31 protein-coding genes are annotated in these 23,715 nt (G+C 62.9%); 23 read left to right on the top strand and 8 right to left on the bottom strand.

Translation table 11 applies throughout. From position 1 onward, the window contains the following. The first annotated feature begins 98 nt into the window (after positions 1-98). The 3 genes from JP75_RS25570 to JP75_RS26035 are packed head-to-tail and all read left to right on the top strand — an operon-like array spanning position 99 to position 3,465. Entirely contained in the window at positions 99-1,907 is a 1,809-nt protein-coding gene (locus JP75_RS25570; protein ID WP_051961067.1) for a PAS domain-containing sensor histidine kinase, read from the top strand. Next, the gene (locus tag JP75_RS21030) at positions 1,904-3,118 is read left to right on the top strand and encodes a peptidoglycan-binding domain-containing protein (RefSeq protein WP_035086621.1); all 1,215 of its coding nucleotides are present in this window, start codon (positions 1,904-1,906) and stop codon (positions 3,116-3,118) included. The genes JP75_RS25570 and JP75_RS21030 overlap by 4 nt, the downstream gene beginning before the upstream one ends. Continuing rightward, on the top strand, positions 3,118-3,465 hold the full coding sequence (locus JP75_RS26035) for a DUF1491 family protein (RefSeq protein ID WP_084587843.1): 348 nt from the start codon (positions 3,118-3,120) through the stop codon (positions 3,463-3,465). The genes JP75_RS21030 and JP75_RS26035 overlap by 1 nt, the downstream gene beginning before the upstream one ends. Positions 3,466-3,502: 37 nt before the next feature. On the opposite strand, the gene JP75_RS21020 is transcribed toward JP75_RS26035, so the two are convergent. Continuing rightward, positions 3,503-4,669, bottom strand: a complete 1,167-nt coding sequence (locus tag JP75_RS21020; protein WP_035086620.1) for a DUF2336 domain-containing protein — start codon at positions 4,667-4,669, stop codon at positions 3,503-3,505. Positions 4,670-4,946: 277 nt separating this feature from the next. On the opposite strand from JP75_RS21020, the gene JP75_RS21015 reads away from it, so the two are divergent. Continuing rightward, positions 4,947-5,831 carry a hypothetical protein gene (locus JP75_RS21015; protein WP_035086619.1) on the top strand — a complete coding sequence of 295 codons (885 nt, stop codon included), beginning with the start codon at positions 4,947-4,949 and terminating at the stop codon, positions 5,829-5,831. A 15-nt stretch (positions 5,832-5,846) separates the two neighbouring features. Next, the gene (gene chrA / locus JP75_RS21010) at positions 5,847-7,037 is read left to right on the top strand and encodes a chromate efflux transporter (RefSeq protein ID WP_152565942.1); all 1,191 of its coding nucleotides are present in this window, start codon (positions 5,847-5,849) and stop codon (positions 7,035-7,037) included. Between the two features lie 177 nt (positions 7,038-7,214). Here chrA and JP75_RS25565 read toward each other — a convergent pair whose 3' ends face one another. The 7 genes from JP75_RS25565 to JP75_RS20975 form a co-directional block, all read right to left on the bottom strand. Further along, positions 7,215-7,787 carry an NUDIX hydrolase gene (locus JP75_RS25565; protein WP_051961065.1) on the bottom strand — a complete coding sequence of 191 codons (573 nt, stop codon included), beginning with the start codon at positions 7,785-7,787 and terminating at the stop codon, positions 7,215-7,217. Between the two features lie 2 nt (positions 7,788-7,789). Further along, complete coding sequence (locus JP75_RS21000; protein WP_035086617.1) at positions 7,790-8,146, bottom strand: VOC family protein; 357 nt, start codon at positions 8,144-8,146, stop codon at positions 7,790-7,792. Positions 8,147-8,150: 4 nt separating this feature from the next. Next, a complete protein-coding gene (locus tag JP75_RS20995; RefSeq protein ID WP_084587849.1) occupies positions 8,151-8,486 on the bottom strand; it encodes a YnfA family protein in 336 nt (111 codons plus the stop codon). Beyond that, positions 8,486-9,031, bottom strand: a complete 546-nt coding sequence (locus JP75_RS20990) for a DUF1254 domain-containing protein (RefSeq protein WP_035086616.1) — start codon at positions 9,029-9,031, stop codon at positions 8,486-8,488. Before JP75_RS20990 ends, JP75_RS20995 begins: the two co-directional genes overlap by 1 nt. Continuing rightward, a complete protein-coding gene (locus tag JP75_RS20985) occupies positions 9,028-9,603 on the bottom strand; it encodes a DUF1214 domain-containing protein (protein WP_051961062.1) in 576 nt (191 codons plus the stop codon). The genes JP75_RS20990 and JP75_RS20985 overlap by 4 nt, the downstream gene beginning before the upstream one ends. Positions 9,604-9,872: 269 nt before the next feature. Next, the gene (locus tag JP75_RS20980; RefSeq protein ID WP_035086615.1) at positions 9,873-10,124 is read right to left on the bottom strand and encodes a hypothetical protein; all 252 of its coding nucleotides are present in this window, start codon (positions 10,122-10,124) and stop codon (positions 9,873-9,875) included. 125 nt (positions 10,125-10,249) lie between these two features. Then, positions 10,250-12,415: a transglycosylase domain-containing protein gene (locus JP75_RS20975; RefSeq protein ID WP_035086614.1), complete on the bottom strand. Its 2,166-nt coding sequence runs from the start codon at positions 12,413-12,415 to the stop codon at positions 10,250-10,252. A 134-nt stretch (positions 12,416-12,549) separates the two neighbouring features. On the opposite strand from JP75_RS20975, the gene JP75_RS20970 reads away from it, so the two are divergent. The 18 genes from JP75_RS20970 to JP75_RS20900 all read left to right on the top strand — a co-directional run bounded on the left by JP75_RS20970 (position 12,550) and on the right by JP75_RS20900 (position 23,708). After that, complete coding sequence (locus JP75_RS20970) at positions 12,550-13,005, top strand: YcgN family cysteine cluster protein (RefSeq protein ID WP_051961060.1); 456 nt, start codon at positions 12,550-12,552, stop codon at positions 13,003-13,005. A gap of 174 nt (positions 13,006-13,179) precedes the next feature. After that, complete coding sequence (locus JP75_RS20965) at positions 13,180-13,809, top strand: diguanylate cyclase domain-containing protein (RefSeq protein ID WP_084587842.1); 630 nt, start codon at positions 13,180-13,182, stop codon at positions 13,807-13,809. A gap of 359 nt (positions 13,810-14,168) precedes the next feature. After that, positions 14,169-15,428, top strand: a complete 1,260-nt coding sequence (locus JP75_RS20960) for an Hsp70 family protein (RefSeq protein ID WP_035086611.1) — start codon at positions 14,169-14,171, stop codon at positions 15,426-15,428. Between the two features lie 97 nt (positions 15,429-15,525). After that, the gene (locus JP75_RS20955) at positions 15,526-15,930 is read left to right on the top strand and encodes a hypothetical protein (protein ID WP_035086610.1); all 405 of its coding nucleotides are present in this window, start codon (positions 15,526-15,528) and stop codon (positions 15,928-15,930) included. A gap of 45 nt (positions 15,931-15,975) precedes the next feature. Beyond that, positions 15,976-17,217: a DNA-packaging protein gene (locus JP75_RS20950; RefSeq protein WP_035086609.1), complete on the top strand. Its 1,242-nt coding sequence runs from the start codon at positions 15,976-15,978 to the stop codon at positions 17,215-17,217. 71 nt (positions 17,218-17,288) lie between these two features. After that, a complete protein-coding gene (locus tag JP75_RS26030; protein WP_084587841.1) occupies positions 17,289-17,519 on the top strand; it encodes a hypothetical protein in 231 nt (76 codons plus the stop codon). Then, positions 17,516-17,638 carry a hypothetical protein gene (locus JP75_RS27255; RefSeq protein ID WP_280114009.1) on the top strand — a complete coding sequence of 41 codons (123 nt, stop codon included), beginning with the start codon at positions 17,516-17,518 and terminating at the stop codon, positions 17,636-17,638. Before JP75_RS26030 ends, JP75_RS27255 begins: the two co-directional genes overlap by 4 nt. Before the next feature lie 78 nt (positions 17,639-17,716). After that, the gene (locus JP75_RS20945; protein WP_035086608.1) at positions 17,717-18,877 is read left to right on the top strand and encodes a phage portal protein; all 1,161 of its coding nucleotides are present in this window, start codon (positions 17,717-17,719) and stop codon (positions 18,875-18,877) included. Between the two features lie 97 nt (positions 18,878-18,974). After that, entirely contained in the window at positions 18,975-19,319 is a 345-nt protein-coding gene (locus JP75_RS20940; RefSeq protein WP_035086607.1) for a hypothetical protein, read from the top strand. Then, entirely contained in the window at positions 19,316-19,735 is a 420-nt protein-coding gene (locus JP75_RS20935; protein ID WP_035086606.1) for a hypothetical protein, read from the top strand. Before JP75_RS20940 ends, JP75_RS20935 begins: the two co-directional genes overlap by 4 nt. A 62-nt stretch (positions 19,736-19,797) precedes the next feature. Next, positions 19,798-19,989 (top strand): hypothetical protein, encoded by a 192-nt coding sequence (locus tag JP75_RS20930; RefSeq protein ID WP_035086605.1) that lies wholly within the window; start codon positions 19,798-19,800, stop codon positions 19,987-19,989. Further along, positions 19,990-20,121, top strand: a complete 132-nt coding sequence (locus JP75_RS27250; RefSeq protein WP_280114008.1) for a hypothetical protein — start codon at positions 19,990-19,992, stop codon at positions 20,119-20,121. Beyond that, positions 20,121-20,597: an HK97 family phage prohead protease gene (locus JP75_RS20925; RefSeq protein WP_051961058.1), complete on the top strand. Its 477-nt coding sequence runs from the start codon at positions 20,121-20,123 to the stop codon at positions 20,595-20,597. The genes JP75_RS27250 and JP75_RS20925 overlap by 1 nt, the downstream gene beginning before the upstream one ends. A 12-nt stretch (positions 20,598-20,609) precedes the next feature. After that, positions 20,610-21,830: a phage major capsid protein gene (locus JP75_RS20920; protein ID WP_035086604.1), complete on the top strand. Its 1,221-nt coding sequence runs from the start codon at positions 20,610-20,612 to the stop codon at positions 21,828-21,830. 156 nt (positions 21,831-21,986) lie between these two features. Beyond that, entirely contained in the window at positions 21,987-22,553 is a 567-nt protein-coding gene (locus JP75_RS20915; RefSeq protein WP_035086603.1) for a head-tail connector protein, read from the top strand. Beyond that, positions 22,550-22,891: a phage head closure protein gene (locus JP75_RS20910; RefSeq protein ID WP_035086602.1), complete on the top strand. Its 342-nt coding sequence runs from the start codon at positions 22,550-22,552 to the stop codon at positions 22,889-22,891. Before JP75_RS20915 ends, JP75_RS20910 begins: the two co-directional genes overlap by 4 nt. Next, on the top strand, positions 22,888-23,283 hold the full coding sequence (locus JP75_RS20905; RefSeq protein WP_035086601.1) for a DUF3168 domain-containing protein: 396 nt from the start codon (positions 22,888-22,890) through the stop codon (positions 23,281-23,283). Before JP75_RS20910 ends, JP75_RS20905 begins: the two co-directional genes overlap by 4 nt. A gap of 11 nt (positions 23,284-23,294) precedes the next feature. Beyond that, positions 23,295-23,708, top strand: a complete 414-nt coding sequence (locus JP75_RS20900; protein WP_035086600.1) for a phage major tail protein, TP901-1 family — start codon at positions 23,295-23,297, stop codon at positions 23,706-23,708. Positions 23,709-23,715: the final 7 nt, after the last annotated feature.

The following is a 23,715-nucleotide window of genomic DNA, read 5'->3' as shown; positions in this document are numbered from 1 at the left end:
CAAGATCTGATGCAAATCAGACGGGCGGGTTCGGATTCGGACCGTGTCCAACGGCTTTGGGGGCCGGCAAGAGTGGCGTCTCGAATATGAGTAAAGTGATGCGTAGCCTTGGTATTTTCGGCATCGGCGGAAGGGATGACGGCACGCCTGCGGCGTCTTGCCAGCGTCCCGACGTGCTGCGCCGCAAGACCATTGCCAACAATGCCCGCCTGATGATCGCCCTCTCCGTCGTCTTCATGCCTTTCGCCATGTGGGCGCTGGCAAGCCAGGCGGCCCCGGGCTTTGCAATGGCCTGTATCGGCCTCGGCGGCGGCATGCTCAGCCTCTCGCTTTATCACCGCGCCCGCTATGACGATGCTGCACTCGCTCAGATCGTCGCGGTCATGGGTTCGGGCCTCGTCCTGACGCTGCTCGATATGCGCCTCGCCGATATGGGACTGATCGTCATCGTGATGGGCCCGGTGCTGGCGGCGCTGCTGATGGGGCAGAAGGTTCGACTATGGAGCTGGCTGGCTGTTGTGGCCGCGCTGGTGCTGGGGGCGATCGGAGCCCTCTTGAGCCTGCCTTCGGATGCCGCGCTGGCCAATGAGGCCATGCTATCGGGCACGGCAGCATTCTGCCTCGCCGCGCTGCTCGTCGCGCATACGACGCACCACATCAATGCCGGCTATGTTGTGCACGACAAGGCCCAACTCAATGCCTATCGGCACCTGGTCGAGACCGTGCAGGACACGGTGCTGTGCTTTTCGACCGAAGGCGAACTACTTTCGGCCTCGCGCTCGGCCGAGACACTGTTTGGCTGCCCGCGCTATCAATTGAGCACGGGTTCGCTCGGCGAGCGCCTCCATGTCATGGACCGGCCCGCCTATCTCACCGCCTTTGCCGATGCCAATCAGGGCGGCAAGAGCCGATCGATCGAAGTGCGCATGCGCCGCGACGACCCGCATGCGACGGGCGGCGTGCCCCAGTTCATCTGGGTAGAAGCACATTTCTCGCCGATCAGGGACCAGATGGTCGGTACTCGCTATGAAGTGACGGCGCTGTTGCGCGACGTGACCGAGCGCAAGGATTCTGAAGCCGCCATGAGCGAAGCAAGGCGCGCGGCCGAGGAAACCTCGGAAGCCAAGTCGCGCTTCCTCGCCACCATCGGGCACGAGCTGCGCACGCCGCTCAATGCCGTGGTCGGCTTTTCGGAAATGATGACGTCGGGCATTGGCGGCGAGCTGTCGCCGACGCATCGCGAATATGCCGGTCTCATCCACCAGAGCGGCAAGCACCTGCTCGATGTGGTGGGCATGCTGCTCGACATGTCGCGCATCGAAGCCGGCAAGTTTGAAATCAGCACCGCGCGTTTCCAGCCCGACGAGATCGTGCCGGCCTGCTTTGCCATGGTCGACACCATGGCCAAGGCGCGCTCGATCACGCTCGAAGCGCAGATCGAATCGGGTCTGCCGACGATTCTGGCCGATGAGCGCGCCTGCCGGCAGATTCTGATCAACCTCCTCTCCAATGCCGTCAAGTTCAGCCATGTGGGTGATACGGTGACGCTGGTCGTCAAGCGCCAGGGCCAGTCGCTGAGCTTTGCCGTGCGCGACCAGGGCATCGGCATGGCGCCAATGGCGCTGGAACGGATCGGCGAGCCGTTCTTCCAGGCGCAGGATGGGCTGAACCGGCAATATGAAGGCACGGGCCTCGGCCTCTCGATCGTCAAGGGCCTGGCGGAACTCCATGGCGGTGCGCTCCGGGCCATGTCCGAAATCGGAGCGGGGACAACCATGACCGTTCTTCTGCCGATAAACGGTCCGGCAACGAAGTTGGAAGAGACTGTCGCAGTTCTACCCCTCCATCGGGAGCCTGCGGCGGCGCCTATCAATTCATGGCAAAACGAAAAAAGAAAAGCGCAATGACAGCATCGACCCTGTCCCAACTGCCGCTGATGGCCGGTAGCGTCCTCATGAACCAGCTTGGTCGTGGGGCGTATTGGGCATTCAACCGCTATATGCAGGCCCCGCTGGCCTCGACGGGCGTTTTTGCCCTCGTGACCATGAGCGCTCTCGCCGGCAGCAATGCGCTTTATTTCCAGACCGGGATGCATCCCTCGCCCTTCTTTGCCGCTGACCGCAGCGTGCCCTATGCCGTCTCGCCGCAAGCCGCCCCCATGCCCGCGCCGGTCGAAATGCGCGAACAGGCCGTGGAAGACGCACAGCAGACGGCCGTGGTTGCAGCGCCTGTCGTGTCGCCGCAAACGACGGGCAGCGTCGCGGCGGTGCCGCAGGTCATTCCGGACCAGCCCGTGGGCAATTCCGAAGTTTTCGCCGTGCAGAAGAAGCTCGCCGAGCTGCAGCTTTTTGACGGCAAGGTCGACGGCTATTATGGCCCGATGACCGCCCGCGCCATTCGTGCCTTTGAAGAGCGTAACGGTTTTGCACCGCAGGGTGCGCTCTCGGCCGATGTGGTCAATGCCATCCTTGGCTCGAATGCTTCGGGAATGGTGACAACGTCTGCGCCGCAGCCTGTCGTTCAGGCGACCCCGCAGCCTCAGGCCGTCGTCGCTCCGGCACCGGCTCCCGTCGTGGCCCAACCGGTAGCGGTTGCCGCTGCGCCGGCTTCGGCGCCGGTTCAGCAGGCGGCCCCTGTCGAGCAGGATCGCGTCGTGGCCCGTCTGCCCGCACTTTCGCCGGTCGAACAGGCTGTCGATACGGTTGGTGTCGCCGCTGCCAATACCATTGATTCGATTGTCGCGGCTGTCGATGGCACGCGCGGTACTGGTACGCCGGTTGCCAATCCGCCCACGCCGAGCGCCAGCCTGCCGAGCCAGGCAATGCCCGCTCCGGTCCAGGCCGCGCCGCAGCCCCAGCCGGTTGTCCAGACCGTCGCCAATACGACGCCGGCCTCCCAGCCACGGGCCGCGCGCCCGGCGACGGATGGCGAACTCGTTGCCGATATTCAGCGGGGTCTTGCGAGCCTGGGGTTCTTCCGCGGCCAGATCGATGGCAATCCGGGGCCGGAAACGGCGCGGGCCATCCGCGAATTCGAAAACTTCCATCGCTACAAGATCACTGGCCAGGTGCAGCCCGACCTTATCGACCTGCTGCGCAAGGCCGGCGCGACCATCTAGTGGCCGGCGCGATCCGCAGCGATCTGTGGTGCATGGCCTTTGTCCGGCGCCACAATGACCTCGGCCATATGTGCGTGGTAGCCCGCAAGGGTGATCCCATTGCCGGGCAGGTATTTATCGAAGTCGATCATCTCGATGGCACGCGCTCGCTCCATACGCCGGCGCCTGTGATCAGTCGGGGAGATGGGGCGGGGTTGGTGTTCCAGACCCGCTTCTCGCATGTCGAGCCCGATACGGTTCGCCAGCGCATTGCTCGGGAAGTGGACTTTGACCCCGATCTCTGGGTGCTCAGCATCGACTTGCGAGGGGACGACCTCGGAATCGAGGTCGTGAAAAACCCGGGCTGAAGAACAGCCCGGGTCGAAGGAATTCCAAGATTTCGGCTTAGCCGGCGCGGCGGGCGCCGATGCGGGAGAGGGCGACCATGGCCTGCTCCACCACGGCATTGCCCGAGCCGCTGGCTGCGGCCGGCTGCGGCGTGCGGCGGCTCGGCATGTTGACCGGACGGTACTGGGGCTTGGAAAGATCCAAGAGGTTCACTTCGCCGCGCCATGCGCTCATCAGATAGGCCATGGCATCGGCCGAGACGGTAGCGAAGAGCGAGGCGAAATCGGCCAGGGCGCGGGAGCGTTCGCTGTCGTGGCTGGTGGCGTGGATCAGAACTTTCAGCCCGTCATAGGCCGAGACACCGAAACCACGGAGCACCACGAAGGTCGAGGCGCCGGTGACGTCATGGGCGATCTGGCCGCAACGGACTTCGTCGAGGCCGGTGATCTGGGCGAGAAGTTTTGTGACTTCCGGACGGCGGTTTTCCGAAAAGAGCTTCATCAGCGCCTTGGTCAGCTCCGGGGTCGCGACCGAAAGCTGCTCGATGGTGCGCGAAATCGGGGCGGCCGGGGTTTCGCGATTGGCGAAGGCCTGGATGACCTTGATTCGCTGTGCATCGGAAAGATCGAAGAAGGCCGGCGCGAGGAGGGCGGCGTCGAAATCTTTGCGTTCGCCAAGGGCTTCGGCGACGAGGTGGTCCATCTGCGCCGAGCGGGCGAGGGCGCTGAGATAGGCGCCGCGCGGGGTGATGTCCATGTTGGTGGCGAGCGCGCGATAGACTTTTCGCGAGTTCATCTGGAAGAGTTTGGCGAGAACCACATTGGTCAGGTTCTTGCGGCCGGCAATGGTGGCGGCGGCGGCGACATCGTAGCGGCCGAGCACGTCGAGGAGGGTCCGGTCGGACAATTCTTCGGCGCTGGCGAGGAAGGAAACGAGATCTTCGCCAATGTTTTCAACGACTAGCTGTTCGAGCGCCTGGGAGAGCAGTTCGCTGCGGCCGAGGATTGCAGCGGCCTTGGCGCGGGCCTGGGGGCTGGCCGACTGGAAGAGGCGGGTGGCCAAAGTTTCGAACTGTTCCATTTCGGGAACGGTCGGACGGCCGCGGCGGGCATAGGCGTCGCAGGCCGCTATCAGCAGGGTGTTGGTGCGGTCCACACCGCCGGTTTCAATGAGAAGCTGGAAGGTTTCGTAAGGCTGAAAACCGAGCATGTTGGGCAGGACCATCGACTAATTGCGCGCCCCCGGCGCGTTCTGATGATCAATTTGCCTGTAATTCGTTAGCAGACTGTTAACCTTGACGATCTCTTAATAGGGCCAGCACGAGGTGCGTCATCGTGCCGGGAGAATCACACTGAACTGGCTGCCTCCACTAGGGACGGGGGAGCCGCATTGGAGGTCAGCTTGGGCAAGCTGCTGAAATTCGAAAGGCGGGATCGACCCGCAAAATCCGGACCGCGACAGTCCGGCGACGCACAGATATTTCTCTTCACCGGGGTACGTTATGAACGCGGTCCGACGCCGCCACCCACTGACCGTCTCGACCCCTCACGGCGTCGTCGTAAACGCGGCTGAATTCATGCCGCGGTTTTTTGGTTTTCTCGGGACGGCACTTTTAGCCGGGCTGCTGGTCGCTTGTGCGTCGCGGCCCGTTGGCGATTTCGGCAGGGCCAAGCCGAGCGTGCTGCACGACGATGTGCTGCCCGCTGTCGGCACTTTCATGGCCAAGCAGCGCGAGCCTGTCTCGAACTTCAACCAGACCGACCAGGAACGCGAAATGCATGATCGCACCTGGCGCTTCCTTGTTGCCGCGCATTCGCGGGACTGGATGTTCGATACGGAAGCGGAAATGCAGCGCACGCGAATCACGCGGGCGAAGGACTGGAAGTTCACGACCGACCGCTATTACAATTGGCTGAAGCGCGAGCATTACCAGTCTTCGCGGGTGCGCTATGCGACGCTGGGCCGGCATATCCTGGCTGATCTCGATACCTTGCCCTCGACTTTTGCCAGCGTCTGCGCGGTGATCGAGGTTGACCGGAATCGCGAGATTGCGCTGGCTTCGCTGACCAATGTGGCGCCGACTGCGGCGGCCGATGTCGCGGCGCGGCGTTACGAAAATACCCATTACATCGAGTGGTTCGTGCGGGCGGTGAACTATCGCTACGAGAGCTATTCCTATGCGCTCGATAATCTCCTCGTCGAAACCCCGCACGAGCAGTCGATCGCGGTCGACAATTCCCTGAGCCAATTGCGCGCCTGGGCCGACCGGGCGAGCCGGCACGACTTCTGTTCGGGGAGCGGCACGCGGCCGGGGCAGGGCGGTGTCACCATACCGTCACGCTTCCAAACCATGGTCCCGGATACGGAAGTCATTCAAATCAAGTAGTTGCTGGAGCCAAGCGTGGGCGTCGAGAAGACCGGGTCAGCCGGGGAGGTCTTTGGGGCCTTTCTCAAACTTGGTCTCACGAGTTTTGGCGGCCCGATCGCGCATCTGGGATATTTTCGCGACGAGTTCGTCACGAGGCGCGGCTGGTTCGACGACAAGGCCTATGGCGATCTCGTGGCGCTCTGCCAGTTTCTGCCGGGACCGGCCTCGAGCCAGGTTGGCTTTGCCATCGGGCTGATGCGGGCCGGGCCGCTGGGTGCGGCGGCGGCATGGATCGGGTTCACCCTGCCATCGGCGCTATTGATGGTGGCGGTTGCGCTGGGTGCGGCGGCGCTTGATGGCGATCTGGCGCAGGGCATTCTGCATGGATTGAAACTGGTCGCCGTGGCTGTCGTGGCGCAGGCGGTGCTGGGCATGGCAAAAAGCCTGACGCCGGACCGGGCGCGGGCAGGCATTGCCGTGCTGGCTGTGCTGGCCATGGTGGCCTTTGGCGGGGTTTTGGGACAGGTCAGCGCGATCGTGCTCGGCGTGGCGCTGGGGCTGGCGCTGTGCCAGGAAAAGGGCAATGGCGCTGTGCCGGAGGCCAAGGCGCCGGTATCGCGCGGCTTTGGCATTTTTGCGCTGTTGCTGTTTATCGGCCTGCTGGTCGCCCTGCCGCTTCTTGCCGGGGTCAACCCGGCTTTGGCGCTGTTCGACGCGTTCTATCGGGCCGGTGCGCTGGTGTTTGGCGGCGGCCATGTGGTCTTGCCGCTGCTTGAAGCGGGAACGGTTGGCCGGGGTCTGTTGAGCGACAGTACGTTCCTTGCTGGCTATGGCGCGGCGCAGGCCATGCCGGGTCCGCTTTTCACCTTTGCTGCCTATTTGGGGGCGGCGAGCTCCGTCCCGCCCAATGGTATTTGGGGAGCGGCGATTGCGCTCGTGGCGATCTTCCTGCCGGGGCTTCTTATTCTCGTGGCAGCGCTGCCGTTCTGGCATGGGCTGCGGGGCAACCCGTTTGCGCAGGCGGCGATGCGCGGCGCCAATGCAGCCGTGGTCGGGGTACTGGCGCTGGCGCTTTACGACCCCGTGTTTACGAGCGCGGTGCTGTCGCCTCTCGATTTCGCGCTGGCGCTGGCGGGGTTTGTGGCGCTGGTGAGCTGGAAATTGCCGCCGCTGTGGGTGGTTGCGGCACTGGCGGCGGTTGGCGGGGTGGTTGGGGTTTTGTGAGGGCTCTTCGCCTTTCCCTTTGGGAAGCTGTCACACGCCTGGTTCTTTTCGTTCTTTCTACGGTGTCATCCCCGCGAAAGCGGGGACCTCCGTTTGAAACAGGGGTTCCCGCTTTCGCGGGAATGACACAGCGATAAAAGGAAAATCCGGAGCGCGGCCAAACTGTGGGGCAGTGGCTTAGCCCGGCGCCCCAACCGACTTCAGCCGTGCCGCCGCCTTTGGTGCAAATTCAGCCAGCATTTCCACCTCGCGCCACTGGGCCGCGTGAACCTCTTCGAGTTGGGCCACGAGCGGAAGTGTTGGATCGGCAATGAACAGATATTGCAGGTCGTGATGGATATGCGGCGGCTCGTTGCGGGAGCGTTTGCCGGGGACGTCGTGGCTGTCGATGACGAAGGGCAGGTCCTGGCCCTGATGCCAGGGATGGAGTTTGAGGCCCGTGGCGCCGGTTTCCTCCTCGGCTTCGCGCTGGGCGGAATGGTGGAAGAAGGCGCTCGGCTCATAATGGCCGCCGGGCTGCAGCCAGCGGCCGATGGTGACGTGATCGATGACGAGGATTTTTGCATGATCGGGCGAGAGCACGATGGCGCTGGTGGTCAGGTGCCCCGGCATGGTCTCGCGCAGGTCGAGGCGATGGCCTTCGCCCATTTGCCAGAGGAGCAGGGAAAGATGCTCGGACCGAGCGGCGACTTCAGTGCGGTAGCGGGAAACCGCCTTGGCGAGGGCAGATGGAAAAACTTCGGGGGTCATGGTCAGCCACGGGTTTGGAGGGCAATCCGATTGCCCTCGCTGTCGCCGATTTCTGCGACATGGCTGCCATCGGCAAGCGTGGTCTTGGGGAAGAGCACTGCGCTGCCGAGAGTTTCGGCGCGGCTGAGGACGGCGTCGATGTCATCGACGGCGAAATAGAGGATGGTGCCGTTCTGGGTCGGGACATAGACCTCGCCCTGGCAGAGGGCCCAGCTTGCGCCTTCCATGGCGCCTTCGGCATAGGCCATGCGGCTTTCATGGAGGTCGATGGGTTGGGCGAACGCCACGCCGAATACAGCGCGATAGAATGTCATGGCGCGATCGAGGTCGGTGGCAGCGATTTCGACATGGAGGATCATTCGCTTAACTCCGCGGGCCGAAGAGGATGATGGCAGCGCCGGCCAGGGCGAGGAGGCCGCCGGCGATGTCCCAATGGTCGGGCTGGCGGCCTTCGACGGCAAAGAGCCAGATCAGCGAGGCGACAATATAGACCCCGCCATAGGCGGCATAGGCGCGGCCGGCATGATCGGCGGGTGCTAGGGCCAGGAGCCAGGCAAAGGCGATGAGGGCAAGCAGGCCCGGGGCGAGCCAGAGCGGAGATTTGTCGAGACGCCACCAGGCCCAGAAGGCAAAGCAACCGGCAATTTCAGCCAGGGCGGCGAGGGCGTAGAGGAGGATGGCGGAGAATGGCATGGCCATCAGCGTCTTGGCCCGCATTGGACGGCGGCGAGGCGCTCGGCAAAGCGCGTGCGCATGACTTCGTGGGGCGGAGAGAGGCGGACGAGGACGAAGAGATGATCGGCGGGGGCTTCGACCACAAGCAGGCCTTCTTCGATATCGAGCTGCTGCTGGGCGAGAAGGCGGGTCTGGGCGGCATTGAAAATGCCGAGATCGACGGTTTGGCCGATGCCGTCGCGATTGGTGGTCGAATAGATGACGGCGCCCGCTTCGTTGAAGAGGGCGAGGGACCAGAAGGCGTCGGGCAGCATGCCGCGGAGATAGGCCGGGCCTTCGGCGAGATCGACCTGGCAGAGGCCATAGACGAGTTCGGGATCAAGACCCAGGGGATTGGGCTTGCCGGCTTCGACCTGCGGCAGGATCAGCATGCGATTTCTGGCTTCGAGGGCGGAGACGCGCGACCAGGTGGTTTCCTCGGCGAGGAGCGGCAGGGTGAGGATGACGAGAATGTGGATGATGCCGCCGAGGAGCACGCCGCCGAGCAGCCAGAGAATGACCCGGGTCATACGCAGCTCCCCCGGGTGATGGTGGGCATGGTGTCATTGTCCGAGCTGAAGCCGGAAAAGGCGGTGGTGTCGTAAAGCGTCAATTCGAGGGCGAAGGGACCGCTGCCGCTGAGTTCGAGCCAATTGCCCGGTGCCAGGGCTTTGCCGACATGGATGACCATGCTGCCCGTATTGGTGCGGGCGAGTTCGCTCGAGCGCAGGGCAAGATCGGTGCCGGGGGCGGCAAGGTTGACGCCTTCGCTGTTCACCGCGACGAGGGTCCAGAAACTGGAGACAGGAACATGACCTTCGAGCGTATAGGCGCAGGAAAGATCGAGGGCTTCCCCGGCGCTGTCGGTGGTGGCGACGAATTTGAGGCCTTCGGCGCGGCCGAGCTGCAATTCGGCTTCGCGGGTGAGATGGCCACGTGAATAGGGATTGGGCGAGGCGGAACCGAGATCGGGCCAGGAAATCCAGGGACCAAGCTGCGCAGCGCCGAAGAGGCGGCCATCGGTCAGCGCGTAATAGCTGAGGCCGAAACCCGTCGCGAGGGCAATGGCGATGGACACGAGGAGCAGAAGGACAAACCGCATATTGGTTCAGCAACCTCTAAAGCACTTCGCAATCCTTCGGATTCGCTTCAGTAGCCTTAGTCCTTGTTTGACGCATGCCTCTTTCCCGAAACCGGCGTCCACTTTCGGGAGACATGCTTTGGGTTGGGCATAGGGTGCTGGACCGGCAGCGCTGCGAACAGTTTAGGCTATAGCAACGGAACGATGGAGGAGGAAGCGTCTGAGAGGGGGAGGGGGTAAATTTGGCGGTGGGAAGGCAGGCGCGCCGCGCGCCCGCCTTCCGCAAAAGCTTAGAGCGCTTCGATCTCGACCAGGAGGTCGTCATAGACCTTGCAGGCCGATTCCACATCGGCGGGCGGATTGGTCTGCAGCGCGGTGAATTTCTCGGTGATTTCGGAGGCCTTTTCCGGGTGGGCGGCAATCACGGTCTGCACCTTGGTGGACACTTCCATTGCCTTGGCCTGCAATTCTTCGGCCGTGCAGGCGAAGGCTGCGCTCGAGGTGGCGAGGATGAAACCAAGTGCGAGAATCGACGTCTTCATGACTTGTCCTTTGATTGAACGAATCCTCACGAGGCCGTGAGGACATCAAGGCAATGGCCAGCGCATGAGGCGAAAATGTGGACGCCTCAGAGGTTTAATTCCTACATTTTTAGCAAAGTAGGCGCCTAGAGGCCCGCCGAACTGCCGCTGAGGGCGGCGCGGGCCTGATCCGATATCGGTTCAAGATCGCGAATGGCCGTATCGAGGCGACCGGCGAGATCGAGCAGCTTTCGCGCCGCGGCCGGGGTCAGGCTGGGCGGGCGCTCGACCACGTCCTCGGCCGGCGCTTCGGCACTGGCATCGGCAACGACGGTCTGCTGGGGCACGAAATCGACGCCGAAGACCGGCTTGATCTCGATATTGGTATGGGCATAGGCCATGAATTTCTGCCAGGCGATGGCCGGCAGGCTGCCGCCCGTCAGATTGTTGGTGGGCCTGTAGTCGTCATTGCCGAACCAGACGGCGGCGACATAATTGCCGGTAAAGCCGCAGAACCAGGCGTCGCGATAGGAAGAGGTCGTGCCGCTCTTGCCCAGCGTCGGCACGCCTTCGATGCGGGCGCGGGTGCCGGTGCCGTTCTGAGTCACGGCATACATCATCTGGTTCATATAGGCGACGGTCTGCTCGGACAGCACGCGTTCGCGCGCGGCGTCGGGATCGGCTTCCCAGACGAGATCGCCGGAAAGCGTTGTCATGCGGGTAATGCCGAAGGCCGGAGTCTTGTAGCCATCATTGGCAAAGACGGCATAGGACGAGGTCATGTCGATGACCGAAACCGAGGCGACGCCGAGGGCCAGCGAGCGGGTGACGGGGTAATCGGCGCGCAGGCCCATGCGGTGGCTGAGGGCAGCAATGGGTTCGCGGCCGGTCTTGATCGAGAGGGTGACGGGGACCGTATTGAGCGACTGGGCGAAGGCGCTTTGCAGGCTCACCGAGCCTTTGTAGCTGCGGCCATAGTTTTGCGGGCACCAGTCGCCGATGCAGACGGGGCGATCGGTGATCGGGTCGGAGGGTTTTAGGCCCAATTGCTCGAAGGCTTCGGAATAGACGAAGATCTTGTAGGCCGAGCCGGGCTGGCGGGTCGAGACGATGGCGCGATTGAACTGGCTCTTGCCATAGTCCATGCCGCCGACCATGGCGCGGATGGCGCCCTGGGTATCGGTGACGACCATGGCGGCCTGGCTGACCTTGTATTGCTCGCCCTGTTCGCGGACGACCGAGGTGACGGCTTCCTCGGCGTATTTTTGCAGCGTCGTATCGATGGTGGTGCGGACGAGGAAATTGTTCCCCGGCGCATTGGTTTCCTCGATCTTGAGTTTGGCTTCCTCAAAAGCCCAATCGAGGAAATAATTCGGGGAATTGACGTCGGCGGTACGATCGATGGGGGCGGCGGGATGGCGGCGGGCGGCGGTCACCTGGCCTTCGGTGAGGAAACCGGCGGCGACGAGATTGGTGAGGACGAGATTGGCGCGACCGCGGGCCGCGGCGAGGTCGACATGCGGTGCGTAGCGGGTCGGCGCCTTGAACATGCCGGCGAGCATGGCGGCTTCGGCGAGGTTGATGTCCTGCACGCGTTTGCCGAAGTAGAATTCGGCGGCGGCGGTGACGCCAAAATTGCCGCCGCCCATATAGGCGCGGTCAAAGTAGAGTTTGAGGATTTCGTCCTTGGAATAATGCCATTCGAGCCAGACGGCGAGGAAGGCCTCGATGATCTTGCGCTCAAACGTGCGTTCCGAGGAGAGGAATAGGTTTTTCGCCAATTGCTGGGTGAGCGAGGAGCCACCCTGGGTGGAATTGTCGCCCTGGGCATTGGAGGCAAGGGCGCGCAGCGTGCCGACGATGTCGATGCCGAAATGGTCGTAAAAACGCCGGTCTTCGGTGGCGAGCGTTGCCTTGATGAGGAAGTCCGGCATCTGGTCGAGCGCCACGCTATCGTCCGAGCGAATGCCGCGGCGGCCGATTTCATTGCCGAAGCGATCGAGGAAGACGACGGAATAGTCCTCGGCCTTGTTGAAGGCGCCGCGATCGATGATGTTGAAGGCGGGCAGGGCAAAGGCGGTGACGATGACAGCGCCGATGGCGCCGAAGGTGAAGGCGTCGGACAGGATTTCGACGAAGAAGCGCTTGATGCCGGTGACGTGGAACCGGCTCATGAAATCCTGGTAGCGCGTGTACCAGCGGCCGAGCGTCTGCCAGAATTCATAGAGCGAGGAGTCAAGCCAGGCGTCTGCCGCCAGCATGCCGCCGGCGCGCTTTTGCCGCTTTTGCTTGCTATAGAACGGATCCTGCACGCTAAAACCCCTGGGCCCCAGTCTCGCGAATGTGTCTTGAGCCCCGGGCCAATGCAATTGCATCGCTGGAATATGATTGCGCCGGGGCCAAGACAAGCGCAAACCGGAAACAGGATAAACGAGACCCCTTGCCAATGTCCTTCTGGGAAGAAAAAACGCTCGATCAAATGACCCAAGCGGAGTGGGAAGCGCTCTGCGACGGCTGTGGCCGGTGCTGCCTGATCAAGCTCGAGGACGAGGATACGGGGACGCTGATCACCTCGGACGTGCGTTGCCAATTGCTCGACGGGGACACCTGCGGCTGCACCGACTATCCCAACCGGCAGAAGATCGTGCCCGACTGCATCAAGCTGACGCCGCAGAATGTGGTCGAGATCAAGTGGATCCCGACGACCTGTGCTTATAGGCGGTTGGCCGAGGGCAAGGGGCTGGCCTGGTGGCATCCGCTGGTTTCGGGCGATCCGCAGACGGTGATCGATGTCGGTGTGTCTGTTTCCGGGCGCACGTTTCTCGAGACCGAGGTCGACCCCGAAGAGTGGGAAGAGCATGCCGTGGACTGGCCTGAATACGAGCCGCCGGAGCATCTTTAGGGCCAATCCGAGGCTCTCTATTGAGTCGAAAATGCCACACAAGACATGCCGTGTGACAATTGCTTTACATTTAAGCAAAACGACATCTTGCCAAATCATTAATGATAGTAACTTCTCATTAACTATAGTGTGACCAGATCGGGCAGCAAGAAGACTGCGCCGGGGGCGGGCATAATGAGCATGACCGAAGCTTTCCAGAAAGACGGGCTGTGGCAGATGGTTAGATCCCTGCTCGGACGTCACGCGGAGAGGCGGGATGCGCGGCGACCGATGTCGCCGGAGAGCAGTTCCAAACGGCATTCGGCGGCGCGGCCGATCGAGGAAGAGCTGCAAAGGGCCTGGATGCTGGCGGCCGAGCGCAATGTTTCGCTCTGTGTCGTGGCTCTCGAAATCGACTGCTTTGGCGAATATCTCGCCGCCTATGGGCGTGACGCCGCGGAAGACTGCCTTGAAACGCTGGAACGGATTGTTGTCTCGCTGCTGAAGCGCGAGGAAGACTGCTGTCTGCGCCTGGGGCAGAGCGGCTTTCTTCTGGTCCTGCCCGACATGCCCATGCTGATGGGGCGTGACCTCGCCAACAAGATCAACCAGGCGGTGCGCCGCGAGGGTCTGGTCAACAAGGAAAGCCACGCTGGAGCCGTGACGCTGGGTGCGGGGCTGGCCGTGGTCAATCCCGAGCCGCCTTTCGACAAGGACGTGCTCGACACCGCCAAGATCGCCCTGCGCAAGGCGCAGCGCCGCGGGCTGGGACGGCTGGAAATTGCAGATATGCGCGTGAGCGAGAAGCGGGAAGTGGCGGCTTAAGAGGCCGCGAGCTTCCCCCGCTCGATCTCAACCGAGATTTGTCTTTAGTCGTCGCTACCGGGTTTATCCCGGTAGTCCCAGCGGAGGCGAGATGGATTGCCGGGACGAGCCCGGCAATGACGACGGACGGGGTGGGGCGGCGGCGCTCAGTCACCAGTGGGTGCGCGCCGGACAGTAGGTCCAGTTTTCCTGGCATTCGCCATTCGAGCGTAGCTGTCGTGGCCTTCTCGCCTCAAATCGCTCCACTGGAGCGATTTGCCCTGTGGGACGGTTCGAAGTTGCCAATCCATCCCCAACCCCTTATAGGGGCCGTCCCCCGCGCGGCTGCCGCGCCTTTCCCTAGAGATGGACGGCTCAAAATGGCGCTTGGCTGTGGCCTCGATTTCGGCACTTCGAATTCGACCCTCGGACGCGTCGGCGCCGACGGGCATCCCGATCTTCTGGCGCTCGAGGGTGGGAGCCGGACCATTCCCAGCGTGCTCTTTTTCAATTTTGAAGACGACACGCTCTATTTTGGGCGCGCCGCGGTGGCCGAATATGTTTCGGGCGCCGATGGGCGCTTGATGCGCTCGCTCAAGAGCGTGTTGGGCACTGCGCTCTTTGGCGATACGACGCGCGTAAAGGCGCGGCGGCTGGGTTTTGGCGAGATTATCGGCAGTTTTGTGGGTGAATTGAAGCGGCGGGCCGAGGCGGAACTGGGTGGGGAACTGACCCAGGTGGTGATGGGCCGGCCGGTGCATTTCGTCGATGACGACCCGGTGGCCGATGCCGAGGCGCAGGGGCAGCTTGAGGCGGCCGTGCGGGCGCAGGGTTTTAGGGACATAGCCTTTCAGTTCGAGCCGATTGCCGCGGCGCTCGACTATGAGCGGCAGGTGAGCGGGGAAAAGCTGGCGCTGATCGTCGACCTCGGCGGCGGTACCTCGGACTTTTCGGTGGTGCGGGTTTCGCCCGAGCGCAGCGGGCTGGCGGATCGCAGCGGCGATATCCTGTCGACGGCGGGCGTGCATATCGGTGGTACCGATTTCGACCGGCTGCTAGCCATGGCCAAGGTGATGCCCGAACTCGGGCTCGGGACGGAAACGCACGACAAGAAGCGCTACCTGCCCGTCGCGCCCTATGTCGATCTTTCCACCTGGCACCGGATCAACCGGCTCTATGACGCCAAGGCCATGCGCGACCTGCGCTCGACCGTGCGGGAAGCCTCTGAGCCGGACATGGTGGAAACCATGGTGATGCTGGTCGAGGATCGGCTGGGGCACCGGCTGATCGGGCGAGTGGAAGAAGCTAAGATCGCGCTTTCCGATGCTGAGGCGACGCAATTCGTGTTTCCGGTGCGGGACCGCGAAATTTCGACGGAGATTACCGCAGATGAGCTGGGCCTCGCCCTCGCCGAGTCGATCCGGCGGCTGGAAGCCACCATTCGCGAAACGTTGCGGCGGGCGGGCGTGGAAGCCGAAGGGGTGGACAGCTTGATCCTGACGGGTGGTTCGACGCTGGTGCCGGCGGTGGCTGGGCGGTTGCAGGCGCTGTTTCCCGAGGCGGAAGTGGTGCGTACCGACGTGCTGGGCTCGGTGGGGCTGGGCCTGGCCATGGAAGCAAGGCGCGTTTTCGGCGCCTGAACTTATCCAGCTTATCCAACTAATCCCCGCGTCACGGTGATCTGCTAGTCTTCAGGCATGGTCGAACAATTGGGTTTCGACAGTGCAGGAGGCAGGCATGAGCGAGACGGCAATGCCGGACTGGGCCTCCATTCGCGAGGAATATGAGGGCCGCCAGTTTCTGCCGACAGTGATCTGCCGGCGGCATGGGATCAGCGTGGCGCAATTGCGCTATCGCCGCGAAATGGAAGGCTGGCTGAGCGCGCGGGCCAGGGTGCCCAAACAGGCCGACCTTGTGGCGCGCATGCTCAAGGTGCTCGACAAGCAGATCAGAAAACTGGAGGCGGCGGTGAACGAGCCGATCGACAAACAGGCCAATGTTTTGGCCACACAGGTGAAAACGCTCGACAAGCTGATCGAACTCGGCGCGGCCAAGCCCAATGTCGAGCCGGCGAGCCGCAAGGATATGACCGACCTGCGGGCCAAGCTGGTCAAGCGCATGGAGCAGTTCAAGGCGCGGTGAGGCCGAACCTCGGAGATCTCACCATGAAGACCGCTGAGGACCGCTATGCTCACGCCCAAAAAAGAAGTCGCTGCGCTCTCGGATGAAGAGGCTGAAAAGCGCTTTTTTGACTGGCACAAATGGGCCCTCCCCAAGCAATTGCCGCCGGCGGGGGATTGGACCACCTGGCTGCTGATGGGCGGGCGCGGCTCGGGCAAGACGCGGGCCGGGGCGGAATGGGTGCGCGAACTGGCGCGGGACAGGGTGACCCCAATCGCTTTGGTGGGCGAAACCATGACCGAGGCGCTGAGCATCATGGTGCGGGGCGAAAGCGGCATCATTGCCGTGCATCCCGACGATGACCGGCCGATCCTGCGCGGTGGCAATCGGTTGGTCTGGCCCAATGGGGTCGAGGCCTGGATCATGACCGCTTCGGACCCGGAGCGGTTTCGCGGGCCGCAATTTGCCGCAGCCTGGTGTGATGAGGCCGGCAAATGGCCCCATGCGGAAGACGCTTTTGATCAGTTGCAGTTCGGGCTGCGGCTGGGAGAACGGCCACGGCAATTGGTGACGACGACGCCGCGGCCGACGCGGCTGATCAAGCGGCTGCTGGCCGATCCGCATACGGTGACGGTGCGCATGACGACGGTCGAGAACCAGGCGCAACTGGCGCCGCAGTTCCTGGATGCCGTGGTGGCGCGCTATCGCGGCACGGTGCTGGGGCGGCAGGAGCTCGATGGCGAACTGATTGAGGATCGGCCCGATGCGCTCTGGCAGCGGGGGATGTTTTGCGAGGGTGGGCCGGTCGATGGGCGGATCGTGGTGGCGGTCGATCCGCCGGTGACAGGGACGGCGCGGTCGGACGCTTGTGGGATTGTGGTGGCGGGGCGGAGCGGGGAAGGCGCGGTGGTGCTGGAGGACGCGACGCTGAAGGGTGTCGCGCCGCTGACCTGGGCGCGAAGGGCCGTGGCGGCGTTCGAGGCGCATGCGGCGGATGCGATTGTCGTTGAGGTCAATCAGGGCGGGGACCTGGTGAAGAACCTGATTGGGCAAGTGGATGCTTCGGTGCCGGTGATCGAGGTGCGAGCGACGCGCGGAAAATGGCTGCGGGCGGAGCCGGTGGCGGCGCTTTATGGGCGCGGACTGGTGGGGCATGTGCCGGGGCTGGCGGCGCTCGAGGATGAACTTTGTGCGTTTGGGCCGGACGGCAAGGCGGATGGGCATTCGCCGGACCGGGTGGATGCGTTGGTCTGGGCGTTGACGGAATTACTGCTGAAAGGCGTGGGGCCGCGGGTGCGGTGGGTTTAGACTGCGTTGGTTTCAGAGGCTTGCGTTCTCCCTGGCCTTCATTGTTCAAATGCATGCGGGGAGGGCGGGTTATGAGCCTTGTCGAAAACGAGCGCACCAAACTGCTCGCGAACGCATTGGATCGCGCATCGACCGCCTGTGTCACCGTAGGTGTTTTGGCGCCAGTTGCCGCTGTTTTGTACGGAGCGTCTGGAACGAGGCTCGAATTGTGGGCGTTTGCACTTGGCGGTGCGATTTGGCTTTCGGCGGCGATTGCACTACATTGGGTAGCAAGATTGGTCCTCGGAGGACTGAAGTCATGACCCTCATGTACATCTACGCCTTCATCGTGATGCCCGTAGTGGTCGTTGCGATCGGCGCAACTGGCGCCTGGCTGCATTTGCGCGATCTCAAACGCCACAGCCATCACCCCGCCGAATAGGCTGCACGACCTGAGAATGAAGAAAGCCCCGGCATCGTCCGGGGCTTTTGCTTTTGCGCGCTATGCAGGGAATGAAAAATGCCGAAGTGGATGGGCCGCCTTTTCGGCGGATGGACGAACACGCCCAATGAAACCAAGAATTTTGCCGGGCATACGCTGATGACGCTGAGTGCGCTGGGGGCGGCGCAGTGGAGCGGGCGGGGTTATGCGAGCCTCGTCAACCAGGGGTTCATGCGCAATCCGGTGGTCTATCGCTGCGTGCGATTGATCTCGGAGACGGCGAACCGGGTACCCCTAACGGTGCGGGTCGATGGCAAGGCGGTGAGCGAGCATCCGCTGAAAAGCCTGCTCACGAGGCCCAATGGGCGGCAATCGGGCGCTGAAATGCTGGAGGCGGTTTATGCCTATCTGCAGACTGCGGGGAATGCCTATTTGCAGGCCGGGATAGTCGATGGCGGCGTCAAGGCGCTGTTCGTGCTGCGGCCCGATCGCATGCGGGTGGTGGCTGGGGGCGATGGCTGGCCGGTGGGCTATGACTATACGGCGGGCGGACGCACGGTGCGGATTTCGCAGGAGAGCGCGCCGCTGCCGGGCATTCTGCACATGGCGCTGTTTCATCCCATGGACGACCACTATGGCATGGGACCGCTCGAGGCGGCGCAGACGAGCCTCGATATTCACAATGCCTCGGCGCAGTGGAACAAGGCGCTGCTCGACAATGCGGCGCGGCCGAGTGGCGCGCTGGTCTATTCGGCGGGCGGCGGCACGCTGACGGAAGAGCAGTTCCGGCGGCTCAAGGACGAGCTGGAAGAGAATTTTTCTGGCGCCGCCAATGCCGGGCGGCCCATGGTGCTCGATGGCGGGATCGACTGGAAGGCCATCGCCATGAGCCCGCGCGAGATGGACTTTATTGAAGCGAGGCACGCAGCGGCGCGCGATATCGCGCTCGCTTTCGGGGTGCCGCCCATGCTGCTCGGCATTCCCGGCGACAATACCTATGCCAACATGGCCGAGGCCAATCGGGCGCTCTGGCGGCAAACGCTCGTGCCGTTGGTGGTGCGGGTGGCCCAGGAACTCAGCCTGTGGCTGGGGCCGGCATTCGAAGGCGCGGAAGTGGCGCCGGATTTTGACGGGGTCGAGGCGCTGGCGGAGGACCGTGGGGCGCTGTGGGCGCGTGTGGGCGGGGCGGAATTTTTGAGCGATGCGGAGAAGCGGGAGATGGTAGGGGTAACTGGATAAATGTCGGAGCTTAGTACCTGCCTCAATTGACGCCCGGAGTAGATGCATCGAAGATTTGTTTGTTGATGGTCTAGGCCGCCATCTGATGGAACCTGTGATGCAGCGAATAACGAATATTTCTGCCACGGCTAGAGCTGCCGAAATCCTCGATCGACATCTGGTCCTGTTTACACCAAGGACCATCGGTGACGCATTTGCGCTGACCTTTGTCTCGAGTTTTGTTGAGCCTGATGGCACAACGGTCGTGGGCTTTCGCCCTGGCTATTCCGCGGACTCTGTTTCGCCTCACGGGTTGAACGCGATGTGGGCCCTTGCGCAGCCAGAGGGTGCTCCGGAATTTCTGTTCATGCCCAAATTCGAATGGCGGGACGACGAACTGTATTTGGTCGATGTCGCAAGCGAAGCGTTTGGGCTGCTCTCCATCGGGCCAGTTTCTCGATGATGTCTCGGAAGCAAGCCCTCGATGCAGTAAAGGTAGGCGACATCATCTACGGCATTGCTGGCGGCGGACAACCAAAGTTGCTTTTGGTCTACGAAGCCGACGAGAGCGGCTTTTGGGCGCGACATATGACGTCACAATCGACGGCAAAGTTTGGTCGAGATGGCGAAGCCACTTGGACACCTGATGATGGCTCGTGCACGATCGTATCGACGGCCGCGTTGCCGCCCGAGCAACGTGACGTCGCGATCGCGCTCGACCGCAGGATTCGCTCGAAGCCGGAATATCCGGACACGAGGCTGACTGAGGATGAAATTCATCTCATTCTTAGCCACAAAGAGTTCTTTGAAACCCGCTTGCTTCCAGGAACGGAGGCGTTTGTAGAGCGAATGCAGAGGCTTAGGGCTGTCGAAAAGTAATGTGAACCACTGCACACCAAGGCCCGCCTCCGGCGGGCTTTTTTATTGCCAGGAGGACCCGGATGGACGACCTCACCAAGACCATTATCGAGCGCGGGGATCTCGCGCATCTGGCGCTGTTTTTGTGGGCGAGCGGGGCGAGTGCGCTCCTGGTTTGGAGCCTCAAGGAAATGGCTTCGGCCAATAAGCGCTTCAATGATTTCGTGACCGAAATTGCCTCTTTGAACAGGCTGTTTCGCAAGGGGGACGACTGAATGGCGGATAAGCAAAACCGGGAAACGGCGCAGCAGACGTTTCGGCAATTTGCCTGGAACCTGGCGGGAACGCTGGCTGACAAGGGGAGGCCCGTGGCCAAGCCCCAAGGCAGGGCGGGGAGCAAGCGCTGATGGCGGGACCAATTCCCGTCGATGCCGATGGGCGTTTTGCCGGCTATGCCAGCGTGTTCAACCGGCTCGATAGTGGCGGCGATATTGTTTTGCCGGGGGCTTTTGCGAAGAGCCTCAAGGCGCGGGCGGGGCAGATTCGGCTGCTGTTTCAGCACGATCCCAAGGAGCCGGTGGGCTTTTGGGAGGAGCTGCGCGAGGACGCCCATGGGCTGTTTGCGCGTGGAAAACTGGTGCCGGGCGTGCCGCGGGCGGATGCGCTCAAACGCCTGATCGAGGCTGAGGCGCTCGACGGGCTTTCCATCGGCTTTCGCACCGTGAAAGCCAGCCGGCAGGCGGGGAACCGGCTGCTGCACGAGATCGATCTTTATGAAATTTCGATCGTGACCTTTCCGATGATGGAGGCGGCGCGGATTGCCGCTCCCGTTTCGGCCGGCGCCGCCATTGCGGCTGCTACGAGGACTATCCGTAACCGATAGAAGGATGCCGACATGGATCGGATTGACGACGGCCTTGAAACCAAGGCCGGCGCGGGGACTGACGTTGCCGCGCTGTTCAACGAATTTTCCTCCGCGTTCGAGGAATTCAAGCGCACCAATGACCAGCGCCTCAAGGATATCGAAAAGCGCGGCACGGCTGATGGCTTGCTGGAAGGCAAGCTCGAACGGCTCAATGCCGTGCTCGACGGGCACAAGGCGGCGCTGGATCGTGTGAGTGCAGAGCGGGCGCGTCCGGCGCTCGAGGGCAAAGGCTTTGTGCCCAATGGCGAGTACAAGGAGGCCTTTTCGGCCTATGTGAAGCGCGGCGAGGAAAAGGCGCTGCAGGTCGGCGTTGGTGCCGATGGCGGCTATGTGGTGCCGGCCGAGGTCGAGACGGAAATCACCCGGCTGATGACGGGGATTTCGCCCATTCGCGCCATTGCCGGTGTGCGCCAGGTTTCGGCTTCGGTCTATAAGCGCCCGATCACGCTGACGGGGCCGCAGACGGGCTGGGTGGGCGAAGCAGCGAGCCGTCCGACGACCACGAGCCAGACGCTGGCCGAACTGAGCTATCCGACGACCGAGCTCTATGCCATGCCGGCGGCGACCACGGCCTTTCTTGACGATGCGGCGGTTGATGTCGGCCAGTGGATTGCCGATGAGGTGAATGCGGCTTTTGCGGCGCAGGAGACCACGGCTTTCGTCAATGGCGATGGCACCAACAAGCCCAAGGGTTTTCTGGCGTCGACCACGGTAGCGGAAAGTAGCTGGAGCTGGGGGAACCTCGGCTATGTGGCGACGGGGACTTCCGGCGCGCTGCCGGCGAGCAATGGTAGCGATGTGCTGATCGATCTCGTCTATGCGCTCAAGGCCGGCTATCGCCAGAATGCGAACTGGGTGATGAACCGCAAGACGCAGGGGGCGCTGCGTAAGCTGAAGGACTCCGACGGCAATTATCTCTGGCAACCTTCGGCGACGGCGGATGGTCGCGCCAGCTTCATGGGCTTTCCGCTGGTTGAGGCGGAGGACATGCCCAACATCGGCGCGAATTCGCTGTCGGTGGCGTTTGGTGACTTCCGGCGCGGGTATTTGATTGTGGATCGCCAGGGGGTGAACGTCTTGCGCGATCCCTATTCGAGCAAACCCTATGTGCTGTTCTATACGACCAAGCGCGTGGGCGGCGGGGTGGCGGACTTTGATGCGATCAAGCTGCTCAAATTTGGCGTGAGCTGATCTCCCCACACACTCGATGTCATCCCGGCGAAGGCCGGGATCCATCTTGAGATAGCGTCACCTCCACACATCTCAGGATGGGCCCCGGCCTTCGCCGGGGTGACAGCCGGTGGGTGTTGAGGTGTTGGCGCTTCAACAAAATCCAAGGACAAAACAATGACTTCCTATCTCCTGGCGGGGCCCGCCGAGGAGCCGGTTTCGCTTGTCGAGGCCAAGGCTTTTCTCAAGGTCGATGACACTGCGGAAGACGGGCTGATTACGACGTTGATCGGGGCAGCGCGGCTGCATGTTGAGGGCATTACCGGTAAGGCGCTGTTGGCGCAGAGTTGGCGGGTGGTGCTCGACGACTGGCCGGAAAACCGGGTGGTGAAACTGCCGGTTTCGCCGCTGATTGCCATCACGGAAATTTCGGCGACGGATGGCAACGGGGCGAGCCATGAGGTTCCGCTCGATCAGTTCAGGTCGGAGCCCGATCGGCTGATCGTGCCGCGTGTGGTGGTCGGCATGCCTATGCTGCAGGAGCGGCAGGGGATCGAGATCGACTATGTCGCGGGGTTCGGAATAGAGCCCGAGGATGTGCCGGCAGACCTCAAACAGGCGCTGATGGGGCTGGTGGTGCATTGGCATGAGCATCGTGATGCGGTGATCGTTGCGGGCGCCGGCTCGGTGGTGCCTTCGGGGTTCGACCGGCTGGTGGCGGCGCATAAGCGGGTGCGGCTGTGAGCGAGAAGATTCCGCCTATCGGGACGCTGACCGATCGGGTGCAGCTTCGGCGCCGCGAAAGCGTGGCCGAAGCGGAGGGCGGGCACGGGAAACTCTATGTGCCGCTGGGGAATGCCTGGGCGCGGGTGCGGAGCCTGACCGGGCGGCAGGGGACCAATGCCGATGGACGGGCGGTGGCGATTTCGCATGCCGTGGTGTTGCGGTTTCGGCCTGATTTGGGGCCGGGGGACCGCATTGTCTATCGGGGGCGCAATCTGGATGTGGTGAGCGCTGCGGACTTGAATGGGCGGCGGGCTTATTTGAGCTGCGCTTGTAGCGAGACGCAGGTGACGGGATGACCCATCCGATCGTGGCTTTGCAGGCGGCGCTGGTTTCGGCGCTGGAGGCGGATGCGGCGCTTGTGGCGCTGGTGGGAGCATCAGGGGTTTTCGATGCGCCGCCGCAGAACCGGCCAGCGCCCTATGTGGTGATCGACCGGCATGACATCAGGCAGGTCGATGGCGATGGCACGCCGGGGCAGGAGCATCGAGTGCTCGTAAACTGCTGGGCGGATCGGCCGAGCCGCAAGGCGGCGCTGGCGATTGCCGAGCGGGTGATGGCGGCGCGGACGGGCCTGGTGCAGGCGGGGCTGGTCGTGACGCTGGCCGAGCATGTGCGGACCGAGACGGCTATCGACGCTGCGACGGGGCAGGCGCGGGCGGCGGTTTTGCTGCGGTTTCTTACCGAATAGCGAGGGACAAAATGGCAGCCCAGAGTGGCAAGGATATGCTTCTGAAACTCGACCAGACGGGGTCGGGGAGTTTTCTCACCGTGGCGGGTCTGCGCACGCGCAGCCTGGCGTTCAATGCGGCGAGCGTTGACACGACGGACCAGGAAAGTGCCGGGCGCTGGCGAGAATTGCTGGCGGGTGGCGGGGTGAAGCGGGCCTCGCTTTCAGGCTCGGGGGTGTTCAAGGACCAGGCTTCGGATGGGCTCATTCGGAGCCTTTTCTTTGCCGGGACCATTCGCAATTGGCAGCTCATCCTGCCGCATTTCGGCACTGTGGAAGGTCCGTTCCAGATCGTGGCGCTGGAATTTTCGGCTGATCATGCGGGCGAAGTGACGTTTGACCTGGCGCTGGAAAGCGCTGGGGAAGTGGGCTTTACGGCGATCTGAGGGACCA

The organism is Devosia riboflavina (assembly GCF_000743575.1).
GTDB classification, from domain to species: Bacteria; Pseudomonadota; Alphaproteobacteria; order Rhizobiales; family Devosiaceae; genus Devosia; species Devosia riboflavina.
Note: the sequence above shows the minus strand (reverse complement) of the source record. Positions and strands in the feature narration are given on the sequence as shown.